This window comes from Marinobacter zhanjiangensis (genome assembly GCF_014651935.1).
GTDB classification, from domain to species: domain Bacteria; phylum Pseudomonadota; class Gammaproteobacteria; order Pseudomonadales; family Oleiphilaceae; genus Marinobacter; species Marinobacter zhanjiangensis.
In genome coordinates this window covers 723518-744863 of sequence record NZ_BMXV01000001.1, presented here as the reverse complement: position 1 = coordinate 744863, position 21346 = coordinate 723518, and the positions used below count along the sequence as shown (strand labels likewise).

Below are 21346 nucleotides of genomic sequence, written 5' to 3'. Positions count from 1 at the left end.
CCTGACCCGGAAAGCAGGAAAGTGCTAGAGTTCCCGGTAATAGTTTGTTTTTGAAGGGAAGCGTCTGGCCATGGTGACTGATCGTCCGGGTTGGGTATTCTATTGCTCGCTGGTGCTGTTGGGTGCATTCGTTGGCCTCGGCGTCTGGTATCCGGATTACCTGGCATCCGGCGCCGGCCAGGCCCTGACCTTTACCACTGAACACTTTGGCTGGCTGTACCTGTTCGTTACCACCGCCTTCCTGTTGTTCTGCATTGGTGTCGGGCTGTCTGACTACGGGCACATACGTCTGGGCGCCGATGGCGAAAGCCCCGAGTTCCCCTACCCGGCATGGCTGGGGATGATCTTTTCCGCCGGCATGGGCGTGGGCCTGGTGTTCTGGGGCGTTGCCGAACCGATGACCCATTACAACCTGCCTCCCCTGGGCCTGGCCACGCCACAGACACCTGAAGCCGCCAGCCTGGGCATGCGCTATTCGCTGTTTCACTGGGGTTTTCACCAGTGGGCCAACTTCGCCCTGGTGGGTCTGGCCATTGCCTACGTCCGTTTTCGTCAGCAGCGCCCCGGCCTGATCAGCGAGGCATTCCGGTCTACGATGGGGAACCGGGTGGATGGCGGCTTTGGTCACGCCATCAATATTCTGGCGGTGGTTTCCACCGTGTTTGGCGTTGCCACCACCCTCGGCCTGGGGATCATCCAGATCAACAGCGGCCTGGGCTCGGTAGCTGGAGTCGGGTTTGGCACCACCCAGCAGCTGACCATCCTGGGTGGCATCTCGGTCATCTTCCTGCTGTGCGCGCTGATGCCCCTGGAGAGCGGTGTACGCTATGTCAGTGACGCCAACATGCTGCTGGCGGCTGCCCTGCTCGGCTTTGTTTTCTTCGCCGGACCCACCGATTTTATTACCGCCTCCATGACCAATGCCATTGGCGAGTATTTCGGCAATGTCATTGGCATGAGCCTGGTCATGACACCCTATACCGGCGAGGACTGGGTGGAACGGTGGACCATCTTCTACTGGGCCTGGGGGCTTTCCTGGGCCCCGTTCGTGGGCAGCTTTATTGCCCGTATCTCCCGCGGCCGCACCATCCGCGAGTTCATCCTTGGCGTTATCGGCATGCCGGTTCTGCTGAGCATTGTGTGGTTTGCTACCTTTGGCGGCTCGGCGTTGTATTTCGAGCTGTTCGAACAAGGGGGCATTGCCGCTTCGGTCAGCCAGGAAATCAGTTCCGGCCTGTTCCATATGCTCGAGTTCCTGCCGTTCAACGGTATTGTCGGCCCTCTGGTGCTATTGCTGATCATCCTGTTCGTCATTACCTCCGCCAACTCCGCAACCTTTGTGCTGGGCATGTTCACCAGCCAGGGAACCCTGAGCCCGAAACGCTGGATGCGGGTGTTATGGGGCGTGATCCAGGTACTGGTGGCGGGGGTGCTGCTGATGAGCGGCGGGCTGGCGGCCTTGCAGACCATATCCATCGTGGCCGCATTTCCGTTCATGGTACTGATGGTTTTCATGGCGGCGGCCCTGCTCAAGTCCCTGCGTAACGAGCAACGCCAGGAAGAGCTCCACCAGGCACTGTTGCGTGAGCGGATCCAGCGCATGCTGGAAGAACACGAACACCGAAGGGGCCTGCAAGACGATGTGGACGACACCCGGTACTGAGACGCCGGGATCCCTCAGACGCTGGCCTTGGCCTGATCATCCACCGCGGGAAGTGGTTCCGCCCAGGCCTCCATCAGACGGCAGGCCACCAGATCGCCGGTAACGTTGATGGACGTCCGGCACATGTCCAGAATGCGGTCCACGCCCATGATCAGTGCGATGCCGCTGGCCGGAATACCCACCGTATCCAGCACCATGGCCAGGATCACAATACCGACCCCCGGCGTCGCCGGCGAACCGATGGATGCTCCCACCGCCATCGCCACCACCAGGGCCATGCTGGCAAGGCTCAGGTCAATGCCATAGACCTGGGCCAGAAACACCGTGGCAACCGCCTGATACAACGCCGTGCCATTCATGTTGATGGTCGCCCCCAGGGGGATAACGAACTGGGAAATGGAAGGGCGCACATGGAGCTTGGTTTCCGCGGTACGGATCGACAGGGGCATGACGGCGGCGGAACTGGAGGTGGAAAAGGCCAGCAGCAGGACATCGCGGGAATCGCGGAGAAATTCCCGGGGCCGAACCCCGCCAAAGGTGCGCAGCAACACCAGATAGACCACCAGCATCAGCAACAGGCCAATGATCACCGTAATCACATAGGAAGCCATGCCCAGCAAGGCGCCGAAGCCGATGGTGGTGGTCAGTTTGGCCATCAGCCCGAACACCGCATAGGGCGCCAGGCGCATGGCCCAGCGCACCACGGTCATACAGATCTGCTGCAGTGAATCCAGCAAATCCAGCATCGGCCGCGCCTGCGCCGGCGCCATGGTTACCAGGGCAATGCCGATAATCACCGAGAAGATGACGACCTGGAGCATCTGGCCCTGCACCATGGCCCCGAGCGGATTACCCGGCAGCAGGCCGATCAGCGTTTGCGGCCAGTCACCGACCGCCGGCAGTGCGGCAGCGCCCTGAGGCGCACCTGCCTCCGCCACCAGCATGCCTTCCATCAGCCGTCCGGGGTTGATCACGCCACCAATCCACAGCCCGATAGCGGCGGCCAGCGCCGTGGTCACCACAAAGAACAGCGTTACCCGCACGCCCAGTTTGCGCAGTTGCTCCAGGTTTTCACTGGCCGCCAGGCCCCGTACCACCGAGGCGACCACCAGCGGGATAACGATCATCTGAATGGTGGCAATAAACAATTGCCCCGGGAATGCCAGCCAGCTGCCGATGGTGGCGCCGGTTTCCGGCTCAACCAGACCGACCGAGGGCCCCAGAATGACCCCGGTGATCAGGCCAAGAAACATGCCGATCAGCACCTTGAGCCAGAGTCGCTCCTGTACCAGACCGTTGAGATAGCCACTCAGGTAGCGCAGCGGACGTGGGCTGAAGAGGCTGTCGGAATCGGGGTTCTGCTCAGGCATAACGGTTCCATTCCGTAGAGTATGTCTCATCCCTGATGTGCCGTTCTCGCCCGGCACTAACGGGAACACTGCTTTTCAGTATACAAAATACCGGGGTTGGTGCACGACTGGCGGAAAACCGGCCGGGAATCAGCTATCAAGAGGCAAGAGCAGGGACAGGCGGGAACAGAGAGGAATATCATGGGGGGCCGCTACCGGCGCCAGGTCCGGTAGCGGCAAGACAGATCAGTAAAGCTCGCCCAGGGATGCCTTGGCGAACGGCTTGAACTCACCGGTGCGGCCTTCCTTCACCTTGGTCAGCCATTCCGGGTCCTGTAGCAGGGCGCGGCCAACAGCGATCAGGTCAAACTCATCGTTGTTCATCCGCTCAACCAGCTCGTCGATGCCCGACTGGGAGACGGCTTCCTGCTTGCTGGCAAAGGTGCCGCTGATAAAGTCCTCGGTCAGACCGACACTACCCACGGACATGGTGGGTACACCGGTGAGTTTCTTGACCCAGCCCGCCAGGTTCAGGCTGGACCCCTCGAATTCCGGCTCCCAGAAACGGCGGGTGGAGGCATGGAAGATATCCACGCCGGCGTCGACCAGAGGCTTGAGGAAGGCATCCAGTTCTTCCGGGGTCTGGCACAACCTGGCGTCGAAATCCTGCATCTTCCACTGGGAGAAGCGCAGCATGACGGGAAAGTCCGGGCCGACACGTTCGCGGATGGCCTTGATGATCTCAATGGCAAAGCGCTCGCGGTTGGCCATGCTGCCGCCGTACTCGTCATCACGCTGGTTGGTGCCTTCCCAGAAGAACTGGTCGATCAGGTAACCATGGGCGCCATGCACTTCCACGCCGTCGCAGCCAATGGCCTTGGCGTCGGCAGCCGCATCGGCGAAAGCCTTGATGACGTCCTGGATGTCCTCCTTGGTCATCACGTGGCAGACCACCCTGCCCGGCTTGTTCATGCCGGAAGGCGCGTAGCCCGGCACGCTCGGGTCCGGCTCCATGCCTTCCTTGCGAACCGCGCCCACGTGCCACAGCTGTGGGAAGATCTTGCCGCCAGCTTCATGAACCGCATCCACCACTTTCTTCCAGCCCGCCAGGGCTTCTTCGCCGTGGAAGAAGGGTACGTTCTCGTAGCCGTTGGCGGCCGGATGGTTAACGGTCGTGCCCTCGGTAATCAACAGGCCAACGCCACCCTCGGCACGACGCTTGTAGTAGGCCACCACATCGTCGTTGGGTACATTGCCCGGAGAGAAGTTACGGGTCATGGGAGCCATGGCCACACGGTTGGCGAGTTTGAGGGACTTCATTGCAAACGGCTCGAAAATGGGGCCGAGATTCACGGACATCGGGGATTCTCCTGCTGGATTCGTATTAACGTCGGGCGGGCATGACGGCAGCGATAAATCACTGTCCTTTTTATCGGGGGTAACCTTGTTTTATCGGGGTAACCTTGTTGCCTGCCTTAATCTGGTTTCGTTATGCAACTCTATTGGATCCACTTTCCCGTTGCAAGAGATAACAGAGCAGACGCTCGCTCTTCCATGGACCCGCAAATTCTCTGCCCATGACGCCCTGATAACATTCCGCGTTTCCTAAAGTGGCCCCCGTTGGGTACACTTTGATCATGGCAAGAAAACGTTTTGATGATTCAAGTTGTTCCGTTGCCCGTGCCCTGAACGAAGTTGGTGACTGGTGGTCGCTGCTGATTGTGCTCCAGGCCATGTATGGCACCCGTCGCTTTGTCGACTTCCAGCAGGAGCTGGGTATTGCCCGTAATATCCTGGGTGATCGCCTCAATCGCCTGGTGGACAATGACGTATTACGCAAGGTGGACGTGGGCGAACATGGCCCCCGCTTCGAATACCGCCTGACCGACAAGGGCCGCGACCTGTTCCCGGTGGTGATAGCCCTGCGCCAGTGGGGCGACCGCTACAACCCCTGCCCGGATCAGCCTTCCCTGGATCTCCGCGACCGCCGCACCGGCCAGCCCATCCGCCAACTGGAAGTGCTGGATGCCGATGGCAACCCCGTTTCCGTCCGCGATGTGATGGTGCCCGAGGATTCGGAAAAGCAGGAGCCCGGAGCCACCCGCCGGGCCTGAATCCTGCTGGCCGGCCGGCTCATTCCAATTGGTCAGATTGGTACCTATTGAGTTGAATCAATCTTTCCTCAGCAACGCCGATTGCGGCGAAACACCCTTGTCATAGATCAATTCTCTGCGGCACCACCGGTGTAGCCTTGTCCCGTCAACAACTTATGGTCAAGGAGTCATTTCTATGTCCCGTAAACTCTCTCTGGGCATCCTGGCAGCCAGCATCCTCGCAGCAGGCTCCGCACAGGCCTATCAGGCCGGTGATATTATCGTCAGAGCAGGCGCTGTGACTGTCGATCCGAACGAATCCAGCAGCAATGTCAGCCTGAATATCGACCCGACGCTCGTTCAAGAAGAGTGGAAGGTTGGTGTGGACTCCGACACTCAGTTGGGCTTGTCCGGCACCTGGATGATGACCGATTCCTTAGGCCTCAGCCTGCTGGCGGCCACTCCGTTCGAGCATGACCTTTATGGGTCCGGAAGCCTGCCAAAATCAGCCGACCTGGGTAGCACCAAGCACCTGCCCCCCACACTGACCCTTCAGTACTACCCTCTGCACAGCAGCTCCATGATTCAGCCCTACGTGGGTGTGGGCGTGAACTATACGGTTTTCTTTGAGGAAAAGACGACAGAAACGCTCAATGGGGCACTTAACAATCACCTCAACACTACCGCGGTCCAATCCACTGACATGGATCTGGACGACAGCGTCGGACTTGCTGCCGAAGTCGGTGTGGACATCCGCCTGGATGAGCGCTTTGGCATCAACGCCGGTATCTGGTACGCCGACATCGACACCACGGCCGATATCGATGCTTTCGATGCCAACGGCGCCAAACTCGGCACCGCGAAAGTCGACGTGGAAATCGACCCCATGGTCTACATGGTCGGCTTTACCTACAACTTCTGAGACGACCGCATCCCGGCATCCCCGGACGGGTGGGTGCCAGACGCTTCCTCCCTTGCGGGGCCTTCGGGCCCCGTTTTTTGTCCCGCCCAGAACGAGAAAAGCCGCTTCCAATGAATCCGGAAGCGGCTTTTTCAGTTTTGCCGGGGCTGGCAGATCAGATCAGGCCGACTGGCGCTGACCTGAACGTCCCTGCCCGCGCCCACGTCCACGGCCACCCGCACCGGGGCTGGCCTGGCTGCGACCATCAGAGCGGCCCCCGCCGTTGCGGGCATTGCCGCCACCGCCGCCATTGCCAGCGTTACGACCACGGGCGCGGCTCGGGTCGGCCTTGGCTTTCGGCTTCAGGGGCAGGTTGTTGGACGGCTCGAAACCTTCCACCTCTTTGCGGGGCAGCTGCTTCTTGATCAGCTTCTCGATATCCGCCAGCATTTTGCCCTCATCGGCGCTGACCAGCGACATGGCATGGCCACTTTCGCCGGCACGACCGGTGCGGCCGATACGGTGAACATAGTCCTCTGCCACCTGCGGCAGTTCAAAGTTGACCACCTGGGGCAACTGCTTGATATCCAGCCCACGGGCGGCGATATCGGTGGCCACCAGCACACGGATGTCACCCTGCTTGAACTCCGCCAGGGCCCGGGTCCTGGCGCCCTGTGACTTGTTGCCGTGGATGGCGGCGGCGGTGATGCCGTCGCCTTCCAGCTTCTTGGTCAGGCGGTTGGCGCCGTGCTTGGTGCGGGTAAACACCAGCACCTGCTCCCAGTCATTGTCACGCACCAGCTTGCTGAGCAGGGCCGTTTTCTGGCTCTGGTCCACCGGGTAGACCGTCTGATCCACCCCTTCCGCCGTTTTATTGCGGGTCGCCACTTCCACCAGCACCGGGTTGTCCAGCAACCCCTGGGTCAGCTTGCGGATCTCGTTGGAGAAGGTCGCGGAAAACAGCAGGTTCTGACGCTTCGCCGGCAGCAATGCCAGAATCTTGCGGATGTCGCGGATAAAGCCCATGTCCAGCATGCGGTCGGCTTCATCCAGTACCAGAATCTCGATCTCGTTGAACTTCACCGCGCCCTGTTGATACAGATCCAGCAGCCGGCCCGGTGTTGCCACCAGCACGTCCAGACCTTTGCGGAGCTTCATCATCTGCGGGTTGATCTTGACGCCCCCGAAGACAACTGCTGCCTTGGTGGGGACATACTTGCTGTAAAGGTTCACGCTATCGTGCACCTGGGCCGCCAGTTCACGGGTCGGCGTCAGGATCAGCGCGCGTGGGCCCTTGCCCTCGCGGGGGTTTTCACCAAGGCGCTGCAGCAGCGGCAGGGTGAAGCCGGCGGTCTTGCCGGTGCCGGTCTGGGCGGCGGCCATGACGTCTCTGCCGGAGAGCACGGCCGGAATAGCCTGTGCCTGGATCGGGGACGGGGTGTCATAGCCCTGGTCGTTGGTTGCACGAACCAGTGCCTCGGAAAGGCCGAGTGAAGAAAAACTCATATTGGATAAACTCTTGATTGTGCTGCCTCCACGAAAGCCGGGGTTACCGGTAGTCAACGCGGGCAGATGCCATGACAGTGCATGGAAATAAGACGACTACAGTCGCTCACCGGTAACGGGAGGACGTCCTCTGGCGGGTCGTATGAAGTAGTTGCAAGACGGCTTCTGGGCCGGTAACTGCAGATCCTTAGAGGCAGGATGCGGCGAAGGTAACAGAGCCCCCGGCAAATAGCCATAAGTGTTTGGCACACACAATGCTATATTACCGGTTTGACAGGGTTACCTTAAATGGGGAGCCTACAAAGGCGCTTCAACGCCACCGGGATTCGTACATGACACCTAAACTGTCGATCAAGAACGTATTCAAGATTTTCGGGGACCACCCGGAAGATGCCTTCCGGCTTTTGGAAAAAGGCTTCGAAAAAGACACCATTTTCGAGAAAACCGGCCAGACCATCGGTGTTCACGACGCCTCTTTTGACATTCAGGAGGGCGAGATTTTCGTGATCATGGGGCTGTCCGGCTCGGGCAAGTCCACTATGGTGCGCCTGCTGAATCGACTGATCGAACCCACCTCTGGCCAGATTCTGTTTAATGGCAAGGACATTGCCAAGATGTCCCCTGAAGCCTTGCGAGAGGTGCGACGCAAACAGATCAGTATGGTGTTCCAGTCCTTTGCCCTGATGCCTCACATAACCGTACTGCAGAACGCGGCCTTCGGCCTGGAGCTGGCCGGCATGAACGTGGACGAGCGTGAAAAAAGGGCCAGAACCGCACTGGCCCAGGTGGGTCTGGAGCCGGTGGCCAACAGCTATCCGGACGAGCTCTCCGGCGGCATGCAGCAACGCGTTGGCTTGGCCCGGGCCTTGGCCAATGACCCGGAAGTGATGCTGATGGACGAAGCGTTCTCTGCCCTTGATCCGCTGATCCGTACCGAGATGCAGGACGAGCTGCTCAAGCTGCAGGAGGAGGCCAGGCGTACCGTGGTATTTATCTCCCACGATCTGGATGAAGCCATGCGCATCGGTGATCGAATAGCGATCATGGAGGGGGGCAAGGTGGTCCAGGTTGGTGCACCGGACGAGATCCTGAAGAACCCGGCCAATGACTATGTGCGCTCGTTCTTCCGCAACGTGGATATCACCGCCATCTATACCGCCGGCGACATCGCCCACAAGAAGACCGTCACCGTATTCGAGCGGGAAGGCGCTGGCGTCGCTTCAGCCCTGGAGCGCCTGCGAGGCAACGATCAGGACTACGGTTATGTGGTCACCTCCGACCAGCACTTCCGGGGCGTGGTGTCCATCGAGTCACTGTTGGCTGCCGAAAAACAGGGCGGCGGCATCGGCGATGCCTTTATCGAGGCAACGCCACTGAACGACAGCACACCGCTCAGCGAGCTGATCGGCCAGGTGGCCGCGTCCGGCTTCAGCCTGCCGGTAATCAATGACGATGGCCGTTACATGGGCGTGATCTCCCGCGCCATCCTTCTCAAGGCACTGGACAGGGACAAAGAGGCCGCATGACTGATTCATCCAATCCCTGGGCGAGCGATAATGCCCAGGAGAGCGAAGCAGAGAACGGCAACACCTTCGACCCACAGGGCAGCTCAGACAGTTCCGGGGCGCAGGGTGATGCCGGCAGCAGCCCCTGGGGTGACCGCTCACCGTCACCCGATGGCGCAGAAAACGGCAGCAGCTGGCTGCAGAGCAGTGAGCCGATTCCCGAGAAAAGCTTTGATATCCTGGAGCCTTTCGCTGATGCCTGGATACCACTGGGTAGCTGGGTCGAGACCGGGCTGAACTGGCTGGTAAGCAACTTCCGGCCCGCGTTCCAGGCTGTACGCGTACCGGTGGATGCCGTGCTCTCCAGCGTTGAGTCAACCCTGCTGGCGATACCGTCGCTGCTGGTCATCCTGATCTTCGGGCTGGTTGCCTGGCAGGTAGCCAGCCGCACGCTGGCCATCGGCACCATCATTTCGCTGTTCGTGGTAGGCGCCATAGGCGCCTGGGAAGAGGCCATGGTGACCCTGGCCCTGGTGCTCACCGCCGTCCTCTTCTGCATGCTTATTGGCCTGCCCACCGGGGTCTGGCTGGCGCGCAATGATCGCGTGGCCACTACCATGCGCCCGGTGCTGGACGCCATGCAGACCACCCCCGCCTTCGTCTACCTGGTGCCGATCGTCATGCTGTTCGGTATCGGTAACGTGCCTGGCGTGGTGGTTACCATTATCTTCGCGCTGCCGCCGCTGATCCGCCTGACCAACCTGGGCATCCGGCAGGTACCGTCCGACCTGGTGGAAGCCTCCCGCTCATTCGGGGCCAGCCCACGCCAGCTGCTGTTCAAGGTGCAACTGCCGCTGGCCATGCCCACCATCATGGCAGGCGTAAACCAGACCCTGATGCTGGCCCTGTCCATGGTGGTGATCGCGTCCATGATTGCCGTGGGCGGCCTCGGTCAGATGGTGCTTCGTGGTATCGGCCGCCTCGACATGGGGCTGGCCACTATCGGCGGGCTGGGTATTGTCCTGCTCGCCATCATTCTCGACCGCCTCACCCAGTCTCTGGGGCAGGATTCACGCAGTCGCGGGACCCGTCGCTGGTACGATCACGGGCCCGCAGCCCTCATAAGAAAACTCATCCCAAGGAGAACATCCCGATGAAAACCTCCCTTACCAAACGACTGGCAGTCGCCGTCGCCGCTACCTCCCTGACTGCGAGCTTTGCGCTCAACGCCCAGGAAAAGCCCGGCGAAGGCATTGATGTGCAACCCCTGAAAAGCTCCATTGCCGAGGAAACCTTCCAGACCCTGCTGGTGTCCCGGGCCCTGGAAGAGCTGGGCTATGACGTCAGCGAGATCAAGGAAATCGAGTACGCCTCCGCTCACGTGGCCATTGCCAACGGCGACGGCACCTTTATGGCGGACCACTGGGACCCGTTGCACACCAACTTTTACAACCGTGCCGGCGGCGACGAGGAAATCTACCGTGAAGGCGTCTATTCATCCGGTGCCCTGCAGGGTTACCTGATCGACAAGGAAACCGCCGAGGAATACAACATCACCAATATCGAACAGTTCCAGGATCCCGAGATCGCGGCGCTTTTCGACACCAATGACGACGGCAAGGCGGATCTGACCGGCTGCACACCGGGCTGGGGCTGCGAGGAAGTCATCGAGCATCACATGGATGCCTACGACCTGCGTGATACCGTCGTCCACAATCAGGGTTCCTATTCGGCCATTATCGCCGATACCATTGCCCGTTTCGAACAGGGCGAGCCGGTGTTCTACTACACCTGGACCCCTTACTGGGTCAGTGGCGTCATGGTGCCCAACGAAGACGTGGTATGGCTGGAAGTGCCCTTCTCATCCCTGCCGGGTGACCGGGAAGGCGTGGATACCGCGCTGGAAGATGGCACCAACTACGGCTTCCAGGCCAACGATCAGCGCATCATCGCCAACCAGGACTTTGCCGACAACAACCCGGCAGCCGCCAAACTGTTTGCCATCATGAAACTGTCCGCCAATGACATCAGCGCCCAGAACCTGGCCATGCGTGATGGCGAAGACAGCATGGAAGACATCCAGCGCCACACTGACCTGTGGATCAAAGCCAACCGCGACACCTTCGACAGCTGGCTCGAAGAAGCCCGCGCCGCTGCCGAATAAACCGCACGGTTTCCCACCCCGGCGCCCGCCGGGGTGGGAGTTCCTCTCACTCCGGGACTGATCCCTTCAGCCGGCCAGAGACCAGGTCAGCACCGCCGCCAGAATTCCCCCCGCCAGCAGACTGATCACCGAGTGGACAAGGTTCCAGCGATAGGAGGCCACCTTGGCGGAATAGCCGGTCACCCGCTCCATCAGCAACGAATTGGCGGAATAGGGCGTGCCCCCGGTGGTAATACCCCAGCCAGATACCATACCGATGCCCAGCCCCAGTACCGCCTCCAAGGGCCAGATCGGCCCCAGCACGCCCCCTGTCAGGGTACCGATCACGATCGGGTTGAGCCCCACCATGCCACCGGCAAAGAAAATCCATGGCACCAGGGCGGCCACCACCGGGTAACCCCAGCCCGGCAGACTGAAACCGGCGCCCAGCCATTTCAGGGCGAAGGCGCTGATCAATGCCCCCAGAAATGCCGAACCGCCCACAATGACCAGCTCGTTGCTCACCGACGCCATGGAAGGCAGGGCAGCACGCTCGCCGGCCGGTGAGTTGATCAGCCCGTGCATCCACAAGAAGCCCACCGCACCCAGGCAGCTGAGGGTCACCGCCTTGGAATAGCTCAGCTGCCCTGGCCCACTGAGCAGGAAGGCACCCAGGCAAATGACGCCGATAATAGCCATGAACCTGAGCCACGGCAGATACTTCTGCAGGCCGGTGGCCGTGACGTTGTCCCTGGCCGGCGCGTGGGATTCCCGCTCGGTGAAGATCAGCCCGCTGAGCAGGTACACCGTGGCCAGGGGCAGACTGAACGCAATCAGCTGCCAGCTGTGCAGCCCAGGCAGGAAGGTGACGGTCATGACCACCGAGATGGAAAGCGGCGAACAGGTGGGCGAGGCTCCAAACCCCCGCAGGGTGCCCCGGGAGGCATTTCGCGCCATGGCCGATTCACCCTGGCGGCGTACCTGCCCGGCAATCATCGAAGACACCACCCCCACCGAACCGAAGTTCAGGGGCACCGCCAGCACCAGGGTGCCAAAGGTCACGCTGAGGTACCGCACGGTGGGGCGACCGGCGAACAGGCTTGCGGAGATCCGCTCCAGATCGTTGGAGCGACCCAGCAGGGTCGACAGCAGCATGACCGTGAGAATCAGTGCGGTCAGCCGGGTCATGTTCACCGCCCCGTCCATCAGGGCGCCGGGCTCGTCCACCAGTGCCAGCAGTGACATGGCGACCAGCAGGCCGAAGATGATTCTGGCCACCAGGCGCAGGTCTCGCCAGCCCAGCAGGATGGCGAGCACAATGGCGGAGGCGCCCACCACTGCCATGCCGGGGATGAGCGAGAGTACACCGCAAAACAATGCCAGGTAGGCCAGCGCGGACCGCGTCAGGTCCAGCGGTCCGGCGGGAGATGTCTGTGTCATTGAAGGCTCTTTGGTGACCGGGGTGCTACTGACTATCTGCAGCAGACTCCGCCCGGGTCACGACATCGGTACGGATCAGGATTCCGGGGGCAGCAACGGTGCTCCGGTGACCGCCTGCACCTGTTCAAGGGTATTATCGCCAACCAGCTCCACCACTCGCAGGCCCGAGTCAGTCACATCGAGCACCGCCAGATCGGTATAGATCCGGTTCACCACACCCTTGCCGGTGAGTGGGTACTCACACTCGGGCAGGATCTTGGGTTCGCCATCACGGGTGCAGTGCTTCATCAGCACGCAGAGGCGCCGGGCGCCCACCGCCAGGTCCATGGCGCCGCCAACCGCGGGCGGCTCGCTGAGATCGTTGGTGGCCCAGCTGGCCAGGTCGCCACTGGCCGATACCTGAAACGCCCCCAGCACCGCGATGTCCAGGTGGCCGCCCCGCATCATGGCGAAGGAATCCGCGTTGTCGAAATAGCAGCCTCCGGGCAGCAGGGTCACAAACTGCTTGCCGGCATTGATCAGATCCGGGTTTTCCTCACCGGGTGCCGGCGCTGGCCCCACGCCGAGAATGCCATTCTCGCTATGGTATATAACATGCCGGTCGTCGGATACATAGTTTGCTACCTGCGTTGGCATGCCGATGCCCAGATTCACATAGGCGCCATCGGGAATATCCCGTGCAACCCGGCGGGCCATATCTTCTTTACTAAGCGCTTGCATCGAGCAACCCCTCCTGCAGAACCACGGTATCCACGAAAATCCCTGGCGTCACCACCGCCTCCGGGTCCAGATCGCCCACCTCGACGATCTGTTTTACTTCGGCAATGGTGGTCCTGGCAGCCGTGGCCATGGACGGATTGAAGTTACGACCGGCGGTGTTGTACGTCAGGTTGCCCCAGGCATCGCCCTTCTCGCCACGGATCAGCGCCACGTCGGCGTGCAGAGCCGTTTCCAGTACATAGCCTCTGCCGTTGAACTCGCGGGTTTCCTTGCCCTCGGCCAGCAGAGTGCCGTAGGCGGTGGGGGTATAGAAGGCGGCCAGACCGGCACCGGCGGCGCGGATCCGCTCCCCCAGTGTGCCCTGGGGTACCAGCTCAAACTCAATGGAGCCTTCCTTGTAACGCTTCTGCAGCCACACCGACCCCTTGGACCGGGGAAACGAACACATCATCTTGCGTACCAGTCCATCCCTCAGCAGGGAGGCAATGCCCTCTTCCGCCACGCCGGCGTTGTTGGAAATAATGGTCAGATCCTTCGGGGCATGACGGCGCAGGGCCTCGATCAGTTCCAGCGGTATGCCGGAACTGCCAAAGCCGCCGATCATGACGACATCGCCATCCTTGACCACGGAGACAGCCTCCGCCATGGAACTACCGATTTTGTTGATCACGATGACTCACCCCGTGCGTTGCGTCGGTTTTACCGGAATGCGGCCAACGGTTACCGCAGGAAAGTTCAGCAGCCGGCTGCTCAGGTAAATGGCGGCGACAAGACCAAAGCCGACCAGATCTGTCATCAGCTCCGGATAGATCAGCATGCCGCCGGCCACCAGCACCAGAATCCGGGCTGGCCATCCCAGGGCACCGATCTTGTAGAGGTAGCCTTCCATCGCCGCGGACAGCAGCCAGATAGCGGTAATGGCGGTAAAGGTGGACGTCAGGATTTTGCTCAACTCCCCCTGGAGGATCAGTGACGGATTGATCACGAACAGGAACGGCAGAATGAACAGAATGCCACCCAGGCGCATGGCGTAGAGACCGGTGCGACCCGCATTGGAACCGGCCACGCCGGCCGCCGTGATGGCCGCCAGGGAGACCGGTGGCGTGATATAGGACAGCATGCCCCAGTAAAGAATGAACAGGTGACTGGCCAGCGGGTTCAGGCCCGCATTCACCAGCGCGGGAGCCAGCAGGATCGACAGGAAGATATAACAGGCGCTGACCGTCATCCCCATGCCCAGCACGAAGCTGGTAATGGCGCCGGCAATCAGCATCAGTGGAACGCTGCCGTCGGCGTAAAGCAGCAGCTCACGGGAAAAAGCCCCCGCCACCCCGGTGTAGGAAAGGCCCCCGACCACCAGGCCGATGCCAGCCAGAATGGCCACCAGATTGGCGACACTGGTCGTCAGGTCCTGCAGGAACGCCAGCGCCCGTTTCAGGTTCAGCCGGTGATTGCGCTTGAACATGGAAATACCCAGCAGGACCACCGTGGCGTAGTAAGGCGCGTAGGCCTCCAGGCGCATCACGATCAGCATGTAGATAAGCATGCCCAGCGCCAGCAGATAGGGCCAGCCGTCCTTGAGGGTTTCCTTCAGGCTCGGGATTTCCTCCGGCGGCAACCCCTTCAGTCCCCGGCGGGCGGCGTAGATGTCCACCTGGAACAGCAGCGCCAGATAGAACAGCAATGCCGGCAGGAACGCCGCAATGACAATCTCGGCGTAGGGCACACCCAGAAACGACGCCATGATAAACGCCACCGCCCCCATCACCGGCGGCATCAGGGTACCCCCGGTCGAGGCACAGGCTTCCACGGCACCCGCGTAGTGGGGCGGGTAGCCGGTCTTTTTCATGGTGGGAATGGTGATAGGCCCGGTGGTCAGGATATTGGAAATCACACTGCCGGACAGGCTGCCCATGATGCCGCTGGACAGTACCGACACCTTGGCCGGACCACCCCGGCTTTTCCCCATCAGGGCCGTGGCGAAGTTCATGAAAAACTCACCGCCACCCGTGGCGGTCAGGGCCGCGCCAAAGACCACGAAACCGATGACCAGCTGGGCCACCACCTGCATGGGAATGCCGATGATGCTCTCCGCGCCGATGACGTGGGCCCGGATTATTTCCGGCAGGGTGTACTGGTTACCCCACAGGAAGCCGGGCATGGAATCGGCGTACAGCGGATAGGTCCCGAAAAACAGCGCCACGAACAGCAGTGGCCAGCCTCCGCAGCGGCGAACCCCTTCCAGGATCAATACCAGCAGTATGCCGGACAGCACGGTGGCTTCGGGGGGCGCTTCAAACTCCCAGCCAAAGTTGATCATTGTCAGGCCGTGGTAGCCGAGGTAACCGGCGCATACCATCGCCATGGCGGCCAGCGGCCAGTCATACCAGGGCACCCTGTTGGCGGCCCCTTTCCAGGCGGGAAACGCGATGAAAGCGGCCGCCAGGAAAATGCCAATCAGGTAATAGAGGTAGGCATTGCCCAGGGGTTTGAACCCGAGAATTTCCAGGTTGAAGGTCTGGTTGATCGCCATCAGCAAACCCAGGGTTCCCAGGACGATAACGGTCCAGTAACCAATGCCCTGCAGACGGCCTTCCCTCTGCTCAGGCCCGGTCGGTGCGGCACTCTCCGCAGCGGTGGAAACGCTCATGGGTGTGATACTCCAGGGCACATGGCGGTGTTATTCCGAAAATGAACAAGGGGCCCTGGCGGGCCCCGATCATAAGGTACTGTCGAGTCTCAGTTGACGGATTCCAGCGCCTGGGTGCGGTGCTTTTCCCAGATCTCTGCGAATTCCTCGTCACTCTTGCCTTCGGCGGCGTCCAGAGCTTCCGGCCAGGCGTCCAGCAACGCGTTCAGGCGGGCGGTACGCTGGTCGTTCCAGTCCTGATGCTCCTCGGTCCAGATGCCTTTTTCCTCCAGATAGCGGATGGCGCCGGCGTGGAAAGGCACATCAATGGCCGGCGTACCCGCCTCGTTCAGGTCCCAGCGGTGCATGACAGCGGTAGCATCCTTGTACATGTCATAGGTCTCGTCCAGAGCCTTGATGTAGTTGTAAACCGCTTCCTCATCCATATCGGCACGAACAGTCAGAACCGGATAGCGGTATGCCAGGATGTCCACCGGATTCTCTTCACTGATGCCGGCACCCACGGTTTCCGTGTAGGGCTGGAAGAAAGGCGCCACTTCCCGCAGGCGTTTCCAGCCTTCTTCATCGTCTTTCGGCACTTCCAGCCAGCGAATGCCCCGGGGCGATTCGGCCAGTTCGTAGACATGGCTCGGAGTTGTGGTGGTACAGGAGGCATCGGCCTCGCCACGGGCCAGTGAACTCATGGTGTTGGCATAGGTGGGAAACATGATGGCTTCCACGTCATCCCGGCTCAGCCCGGCAAAGGCCAGAAAAGCATCACATTTCACGTTGATGGACGGGTTGCCGGCGACATAGGCGAAACGGGTGCCCTTCAGGTCTTCCAGGGTTTCAATGTTGGCGTCCGCCGCCGTGAAGATACCGAACGATGACGGGCGGCCAGCCACGGCCCGGAGATCCTGCGGGCCCCAGCGACGGGTGGAAAAGTCATGAATGCCTTCAGCGGCAAAGAAAGTTTCCGTGGCCAGGAAGGCAAAGTCCGCACGTCCGCTGAGCAATGGCTGCAGCCGGCCAATGGCGGAACCCGAAGGCTGGATGCGGATCCGGGTGCCATATTCACGGCCAAAGGCATCGGCAATGGCGGAGGCTTCCGCGTATCCGGCAGAGCCGACGTCGTAGGACGACCAGGTCATGGTGTCAGGCAGCTCCTGGGCGGCGGCGGAGCCGGCAAAGAGGAGCGACGCACCAAGGGCGGTGGCGAACAGGGTTTTTGTCAGAAAGGTGTTGGCGTAGGGCATGAGATTCTCCGATAGCTTTTTATTGTTTGGTTCGTTTTTAAACATAGTTCACATTTCAGACCCGCAGAACAAATTAGCTCCTGCTCCATCCTCCGTCAAATTTTTCCCACCATGCTGAATATTATTCTCACATAGTGATAAAACTCCAGAGATCTCCTCATGGTCACGCCCTTTGTAGCGTCCAGTGCCGCACTTCCTCACGGACGATTTCAAGCACTTCCTGGCGCCGCTCCTGATTCATCCGGGAAGCCACCGAGGCCACGCTGATGGCGGCATGCTCGCCAGAGGCCGGCACCCGGAAGGCAAGACCGACGGCGGAAACCTCCGGCACGATACGACCTTCGTTCACCGAATAACCATGTTCCCGGGCCTGGTCCAGCCACTGCTCCACCTCATCACGGGTAATGCCCGAGTAGCGTGGATAACGGGGTGCATTGAGCTCCAGAATCCGCCGAGCCTCCTGCTCCGGCAAGGCTGCCAGCAGGGCCATGGCGGCGGCACCAATGCCCAGCGGCCGGCGGGCCCCGGCCTCCAGGGTGTTGGCGGTTACCGGGTAGGTCCCCTCCGCCACGTCGATGCAGACCGCGTCGCGGTTCGCACGGATACTCAGGTAGGTGTAATCTTCAGTACGAATGGCGATGCGGCCCAGTACCGGCTGCAGGGCGTGCCGCAACTTGAGATCCGGCGCCACCTCCTGGGCCGACTCCGCCATGCGCAGCAGGTCAAACCCCACATGATAGGTCTTGGCATAGGGATCGAAGGTGAGCAACCCCTCGCCGGCCAGTCCCGTCAGCAGGCGATGGGCGGTCGCGGTGTTCATCCCCACCTCGCGGGCAATGTGGGACAGACTGCCACCAGTGGGAAAAACGGTGGCCACCGCACGCAGCAGGGTGCAGGCCTTGGTGAGCGTGGTACTGCCGCCGGAGGACTTGCGGGATGGCACCGGAGTGCCTCCTGGGGTGGACATGGACTATTCCTCAGATTTCTTGACATGTATAAAAATTTTATCGTATTTCAATAACAATAACGATGAGACCATTCATGAAACCCCGTTTCAGCCTGGTAGGAAGATACTCGCTGCTCTCGCTGACTCTGATTGTCGGCGCTGTCGCGGTACTCAGCAGCCTGTATGCCACAGTGGCAGACTCGGTCACCGAGCGTCTTGCCGGCGAGCGGCTGGACGCCCAGGTGGCCGGTACCGCCAACCGGCTCACCAATTTTATCGAGAACCGCATCTACCAGCTGGAAACCCTGTCCACCCACCCTTCCATGCCCCTCTATCTCAACTACACCGACGCCGTGCCGGAGGGGATCCGGGAACTGGTGCGGGTGGAGGCGGACTCCCCGGACCTGTACGGCATCCTGTTCTTCAATGAACAGAATGAACTGACCGAAGTGATACCCGGGCAGGCCGCCTCCGGTAAACCCTACTGGGGCCGCCAGGGCTGGAGCACCAACGGCCTGCCCCTGGTGATGGTGGCCAACAGCGAGATTATCGGCCCACGGGTTGGCAGCGGTGCGGAACCTGGCTGGCTGCTGATCCGCCAGCCCCTGCGGGATACCGGGGAACAGGCCATATCCGGTTCAATCGCGCTGCACGTGCGGCTGGCGTCGCTGACCGAGCTGATGCGCACCGAGAACCTTGCCGGCGTCCTGCGCCCCTACCTCAGAACCCCGGCCGGCACGTTACTGGAGCCCACCGGCAACCGGCTGGATACGGCACCGGCGGACCTGCGCAACGGCCCGGAGGTGCTGCCCGGCTGGCGCATCGACTACCAGGTGGCCGCCGGCGATATCCTCAGCCCCCTGCGCAGCGCCCAGCTCGGGCTCTACGCCCTGGCCGGAGTGATGGCGCTGGGCACGGTGGTGCTGTTCTGGGCCCTGGCCCGCAGCCTGCGCCGCCGGGTCACGCGGCTGGTTCAGGGCGCGGAGACCCTGGCCAGTGGTGACCTCAACTTCCGCCTGCAGGCACCCAAAAACGACAAGGACGAGATCGACGTTCTGGCCCATGCCTTCAACGCCATGGCCGACCGCCTGCAGGAACTGATTGGCCGCACCGTACAGGCGGAAAAGATGGCCGTGCTGGGGGAATTTGCCACTGGCGTGGCCCACGAGGTACGCAACCCCCTGGCCACCATCAAACTCACCGTGCAGGCACTGGAAAAAGGCGAGCCCGACCACCAGCGCCGCGACCTGCTGGTGTCGGTGGAAACGGAAATCGATCGCCTGAACCGGGTAGTAGGCGACCTGCTCGACTATGGCCGGCCGGTGCCCGGCGAGCCCCAGCGGGTGGAGATCCGTCGGGTATTCCGCCACGCCACGGTGCTCACCTCCGGGCTGGCGGACCAGCGCCAGGTGACCGTGTCCGCCACTGGCGATTCCCGCCTGGCCGTCTACGCCAGCCCGGACCAGACCATACAATGCCTGGTCAACCTGCTGGCCAACGCCATCGAGGCCTGCGCACCCGGCGGGGCGGTTCATCTGCGGGCCTTCCGCAACGGCGACCGGATTCATGTGGATATAACCGACAACGGCTGTGGCATGGATTCCGATACCCTGCAGCAGGTCACCGACCCCTTCTTTACCACCCGCCAGGAGGGCACAGGCCTGGGCCTGAGCATTTCCCGCCAGCTGATCGAGCTCAACGGTGGCGACCTGCATATTCACAGCATCAGCGGCGAGGGCACCACGGTATCGGTCACCCTTCCGGCGGCAAACAGTGATAACCTTGGTGAAAACGCAATATCACAAGAACAAACACCAGAACCTCACCACCATGCGCTCACAGATCCTGATCGTTGATGACGAGAAAAGCTTTGTCCGCTCCATGGGCTTTGCCCTGAGCGAGGCCGGTTTCCGCACCCTCAACGCCCATACCGGCGAGGAGGCCCTGACCCTGCTCACGGAGCACACCCCGGACCTGATGCTGCTGGACCTGCGCCTGCCCGGTATGAGCGGCATGGACGTACTGGCGGAAACCGCTTGCCTGTATCCCGAACTGCCGGTGGTGATGATTTCCGCTCATGGCGACACCCGTGCCGCGGTGCAGGCGGTCAAGGCCGGTGCCACCGACTACCTCACCAAGCCCTTTGCCCTGGACGAGCTGCTGCACCTGATCGGCGCGGTCACCGAGCGCCGGCAGATGCGGGATGAACTCAGCTACCACCGCAGCCGCAGCGCCAATGCCTCTGGCCTGGTCGGCTCCAGCGAGGCCATGAACAGCCTGTGGGAAACCGTACAGCGGGTAGCCGCCAGCAGCACCGGCCGCATCCTGCTGATGGGCGAGTCCGGTACCGGCAAGGCGGTGGTGGCCAGGGCCATTCACCAGCATAGCCCGCGCACCGGCAATGCCTTTGTGGAAATCAACTGCGCCGCCCTGCCGGAGCAGCTGATCGAGGCCGAGCTCTTCGGTGCCGAGAAAGGCGCCTACACCGGTGCCCACCAGAAACGAGCCGGACTGGTGAGCCTGGCCCATGGTGGCACCCTGTTCCTGGACGAGATCGGCGAGCTGCCCCTGTCACTGCAGGCCAAGTTCCTGCATTTCCTGGAAAACGGCGACTACCGGCCAGTGGGTGGCACTGCCAGCCATACCGCCGACGTGCGGGTGGTGGCCGCCACCAACCGATCGCTGGAAGAAGAGGTGCGCGCGGGCCGGTTCCGGGAAGACCTGTTCTTCCGCCTCAACGTGATTGAGCTGGTCATCCCGCCGCTGCGGGAACGGGGTGAGGATCTGCGGGAGCTGCTGGACGTGTTCATCGAATCCCGGGCCCGGGAGGAAGGCTGCCGGCCCATCAGCGTTCCGCCGGAAACCCTCGACCGCCTGGTGGCCTACCACTGGCCGGGCAACGTGCGCGAACTGCGCAACCTGGTGGAACGGCTGACCATTCTCCACCCCGGCCAGCGCATCCGCCCCGCACAACTGCCCGCCGAGTTCCAGCCCGCCACCCCCGGCGGTCAGCCCTCCAGACACGCCTCCCTTGAGGAACAGCTGGAGGAAACCGAGCGGGAGATGATTCAGCAGGCCCTGGACCAGACCGGGGGTCACAAGGGGCGGGCGGCAGAGCAACTGGGGATGTCCCGACACGCGTTCAAGCGTCGCCTGCACCGACTCGGCCTGACCCGATCCCATTGAGCGGTTACC

17 protein-coding genes are annotated in these 21346 nt (G+C 61.6%); 8 read left to right on the top strand and 9 right to left on the bottom strand.

The window, feature by feature from the left end; translation table 11 throughout:
* Positions 1 to 70 precede the first annotated feature (70 nt).
* Positions 71 to 1663 carry a BCCT family transporter gene (locus IE079_RS03415; RefSeq protein WP_189572769.1) on the top strand — a complete coding sequence of 531 codons (1593 nt, stop codon included), beginning with the start codon at positions 71 to 73 and terminating at the stop codon, positions 1661 to 1663.
* A 14-nt stretch (positions 1664 to 1677) separates the two neighbouring features.
* Here IE079_RS03415 and IE079_RS03410 read toward each other — a convergent pair whose 3' ends face one another.
* Positions 1678 to 3033 (bottom strand): dicarboxylate/amino acid:cation symporter, encoded by a 1356-nt coding sequence (locus tag IE079_RS03410; protein WP_189572767.1) that lies wholly within the window; start codon positions 3031 to 3033, stop codon positions 1678 to 1680.
* Positions 3034 to 3258: 225 nt separating this feature from the next.
* Positions 3259 to 4371: an NADH:flavin oxidoreductase gene (locus IE079_RS03405; RefSeq protein ID WP_189572765.1), complete on the bottom strand. Its 1113-nt coding sequence runs from the start codon at positions 4369 to 4371 to the stop codon at positions 3259 to 3261.
* A 278-nt stretch (positions 4372 to 4649) separates the two neighbouring features.
* On the opposite strand from IE079_RS03405, the gene IE079_RS03400 reads away from it, so the two are divergent.
* Together IE079_RS03400 and IE079_RS03395 are read left to right on the top strand one after the other, a co-directional pair.
* The gene (locus IE079_RS03400; RefSeq protein ID WP_189572763.1) at positions 4650 to 5126 is read left to right on the top strand and encodes a winged helix-turn-helix transcriptional regulator; all 477 of its coding nucleotides are present in this window, start codon (positions 4650 to 4652) and stop codon (positions 5124 to 5126) included.
* A 175-nt stretch (positions 5127 to 5301) separates the two neighbouring features.
* Positions 5302 to 6027 carry an OmpW/AlkL family protein gene (locus IE079_RS03395; RefSeq protein ID WP_189572761.1) on the top strand — a complete coding sequence of 242 codons (726 nt, stop codon included), beginning with the start codon at positions 5302 to 5304 and terminating at the stop codon, positions 6025 to 6027.
* A 159-nt stretch (positions 6028 to 6186) separates the two neighbouring features.
* Here IE079_RS03395 and IE079_RS03390 read toward each other — a convergent pair whose 3' ends face one another.
* Positions 6187 to 7512: a DEAD/DEAH box helicase gene (locus IE079_RS03390; RefSeq protein WP_189572759.1), complete on the bottom strand. Its 1326-nt coding sequence runs from the start codon at positions 7510 to 7512 to the stop codon at positions 6187 to 6189.
* A gap of 332 nt (positions 7513 to 7844) precedes the next feature.
* On the opposite strand from IE079_RS03390, the gene proV reads away from it, so the two are divergent.
* Genes proV through proX form a run of 3 tightly spaced genes read left to right on the top strand, consistent with a single transcriptional unit; the run spans position 7845 to position 11181 of the window.
* A complete protein-coding gene (gene proV, locus IE079_RS03385) occupies positions 7845 to 9038 on the top strand; it encodes a glycine betaine/L-proline ABC transporter ATP-binding protein ProV (RefSeq protein ID WP_189572757.1) in 1194 nt (397 codons plus the stop codon).
* On the top strand, positions 9035 to 10174 hold the full coding sequence (gene proW, locus IE079_RS03380) for a glycine betaine/L-proline ABC transporter permease ProW (protein WP_189572754.1): 1140 nt from the start codon (positions 9035 to 9037) through the stop codon (positions 10172 to 10174). Before proV ends, proW begins: the two co-directional genes overlap by 4 nt.
* Positions 10171 to 11181, top strand: coding sequence for a glycine betaine/L-proline ABC transporter substrate-binding protein ProX (gene proX, locus IE079_RS03375; RefSeq protein ID WP_189572751.1), 1011 nt, complete (start codon positions 10171 to 10173; stop codon positions 11179 to 11181). The genes proW and proX overlap by 4 nt, the downstream gene beginning before the upstream one ends.
* Before the next feature lie 66 nt (positions 11182 to 11247).
* Here the strand turns inward: proX and IE079_RS03370 are convergent, their stop codons facing one another.
* The 6 genes from IE079_RS03370 to IE079_RS03345 all read right to left on the bottom strand — a co-directional run bounded on the left by IE079_RS03370 (position 11248) and on the right by IE079_RS03345 (position 18172).
* Positions 11248 to 12600: a hypothetical protein gene (locus tag IE079_RS03370; protein WP_189572748.1), complete on the bottom strand. Its 1353-nt coding sequence runs from the start codon at positions 12598 to 12600 to the stop codon at positions 11248 to 11250.
* 75 nt (positions 12601 to 12675) lie between these two features.
* The gene (locus IE079_RS03365) at positions 12676 to 13320 is read right to left on the bottom strand and encodes a 3-oxoacid CoA-transferase subunit B (protein WP_189572745.1); all 645 of its coding nucleotides are present in this window, start codon (positions 13318 to 13320) and stop codon (positions 12676 to 12678) included.
* Entirely contained in the window at positions 13307 to 13990 is a 684-nt protein-coding gene (locus IE079_RS03360) for a 3-oxoacid CoA-transferase subunit A (protein WP_189572742.1), read from the bottom strand. Before IE079_RS03360 ends, IE079_RS03365 begins: the two co-directional genes overlap by 14 nt.
* A gap of 6 nt (positions 13991 to 13996) precedes the next feature.
* A complete protein-coding gene (locus tag IE079_RS03355) occupies positions 13997 to 15970 on the bottom strand; it encodes a TRAP transporter permease (protein ID WP_189572739.1) in 1974 nt (657 codons plus the stop codon).
* 89 nt (positions 15971 to 16059) lie between these two features.
* A complete protein-coding gene (locus tag IE079_RS03350) occupies positions 16060 to 17205 on the bottom strand; it encodes a TAXI family TRAP transporter solute-binding subunit (RefSeq protein ID WP_189572737.1) in 1146 nt (381 codons plus the stop codon).
* 163 nt (positions 17206 to 17368) lie between these two features.
* Positions 17369 to 18172 carry an IclR family transcriptional regulator gene (locus IE079_RS03345; RefSeq protein WP_189572734.1) on the bottom strand — a complete coding sequence of 268 codons (804 nt, stop codon included), beginning with the start codon at positions 18170 to 18172 and terminating at the stop codon, positions 17369 to 17371.
* 74 nt (positions 18173 to 18246) lie between these two features.
* Here IE079_RS03345 and IE079_RS03340 point away from each other — a divergent pair, with 74 nt between their 5' ends.
* On the top strand, positions 18247 to 20007 hold the full coding sequence (locus IE079_RS03340; RefSeq protein WP_189572731.1) for a sensor histidine kinase: 1761 nt from the start codon (positions 18247 to 18249) through the stop codon (positions 20005 to 20007).
* Positions 19982 to 21337 (top strand): sigma-54-dependent transcriptional regulator, encoded by a 1356-nt coding sequence (locus IE079_RS03335; protein ID WP_189572728.1) that lies wholly within the window; start codon positions 19982 to 19984, stop codon positions 21335 to 21337. The genes IE079_RS03340 and IE079_RS03335 overlap by 26 nt, the downstream gene beginning before the upstream one ends.
* Positions 21338 to 21346: the final 9 nt, after the last annotated feature.

What these genes read in the sequence shown, in the direction of transcription:
- IE079_RS03415 (WP_189572769.1), top strand. Translation starts at nt 71, where the DNA reads ATGGTGACTGATCGTCCGGGTTGGGTATTCTATTGCTCGCTGGTGCTG.
- IE079_RS03410 (WP_189572767.1), bottom strand. Translation starts at nt 3,033, where the DNA reads ATGCCTGAGCAGAACCCCGATTCCGACAGCCTCTTCAGCCCACGTCCG.
- IE079_RS03405 (WP_189572765.1), bottom strand. Translation starts at nt 4,371, where the DNA reads ATGTCCGTGAATCTCGGCCCCATTTTCGAGCCGTTTGCAATGAAGTCC.
- IE079_RS03400 (WP_189572763.1), top strand. Translation starts at nt 4,650, where the DNA reads ATGGCAAGAAAACGTTTTGATGATTCAAGTTGTTCCGTTGCCCGTGCC.
- IE079_RS03395 (WP_189572761.1), top strand. Translation starts at nt 5,302, where the DNA reads ATGTCCCGTAAACTCTCTCTGGGCATCCTGGCAGCCAGCATCCTCGCA.
- IE079_RS03390 (WP_189572759.1), bottom strand. Translation starts at nt 7,512, where the DNA reads ATGAGTTTTTCTTCACTCGGCCTTTCCGAGGCACTGGTTCGTGCAACC.
- proV (WP_189572757.1), top strand. Translation starts at nt 7,845, where the DNA reads ATGACACCTAAACTGTCGATCAAGAACGTATTCAAGATTTTCGGGGAC.
- proW (WP_189572754.1), top strand. Translation starts at nt 9,035, where the DNA reads ATGACTGATTCATCCAATCCCTGGGCGAGCGATAATGCCCAGGAGAGC.
- proX (WP_189572751.1), top strand. Translation starts at nt 10,171, where the DNA reads ATGAAAACCTCCCTTACCAAACGACTGGCAGTCGCCGTCGCCGCTACC.
- IE079_RS03370 (WP_189572748.1), bottom strand. Translation starts at nt 12,600, where the DNA reads ATGACACAGACATCTCCCGCCGGACCGCTGGACCTGACGCGGTCCGCG.
- IE079_RS03365 (WP_189572745.1), bottom strand. Translation starts at nt 13,320, where the DNA reads ATGCAAGCGCTTAGTAAAGAAGATATGGCCCGCCGGGTTGCACGGGAT.
- IE079_RS03355 (WP_189572739.1), bottom strand. Translation starts at nt 15,970, where the DNA reads ATGAGCGTTTCCACCGCTGCGGAGAGTGCCGCACCGACCGGGCCTGAG.
- IE079_RS03350 (WP_189572737.1), bottom strand. Translation starts at nt 17,205, where the DNA reads ATGCCCTACGCCAACACCTTTCTGACAAAAACCCTGTTCGCCACCGCC.
- IE079_RS03345 (WP_189572734.1), bottom strand. Translation starts at nt 18,172, where the DNA reads ATGTCCACCCCAGGAGGCACTCCGGTGCCATCCCGCAAGTCCTCCGGC.
- IE079_RS03340 (WP_189572731.1), top strand. Translation starts at nt 18,247, where the DNA reads ATGAAACCCCGTTTCAGCCTGGTAGGAAGATACTCGCTGCTCTCGCTG.
- IE079_RS03335 (WP_189572728.1), top strand. Translation starts at nt 19,982, where the DNA reads ATGCGCTCACAGATCCTGATCGTTGATGACGAGAAAAGCTTTGTCCGC.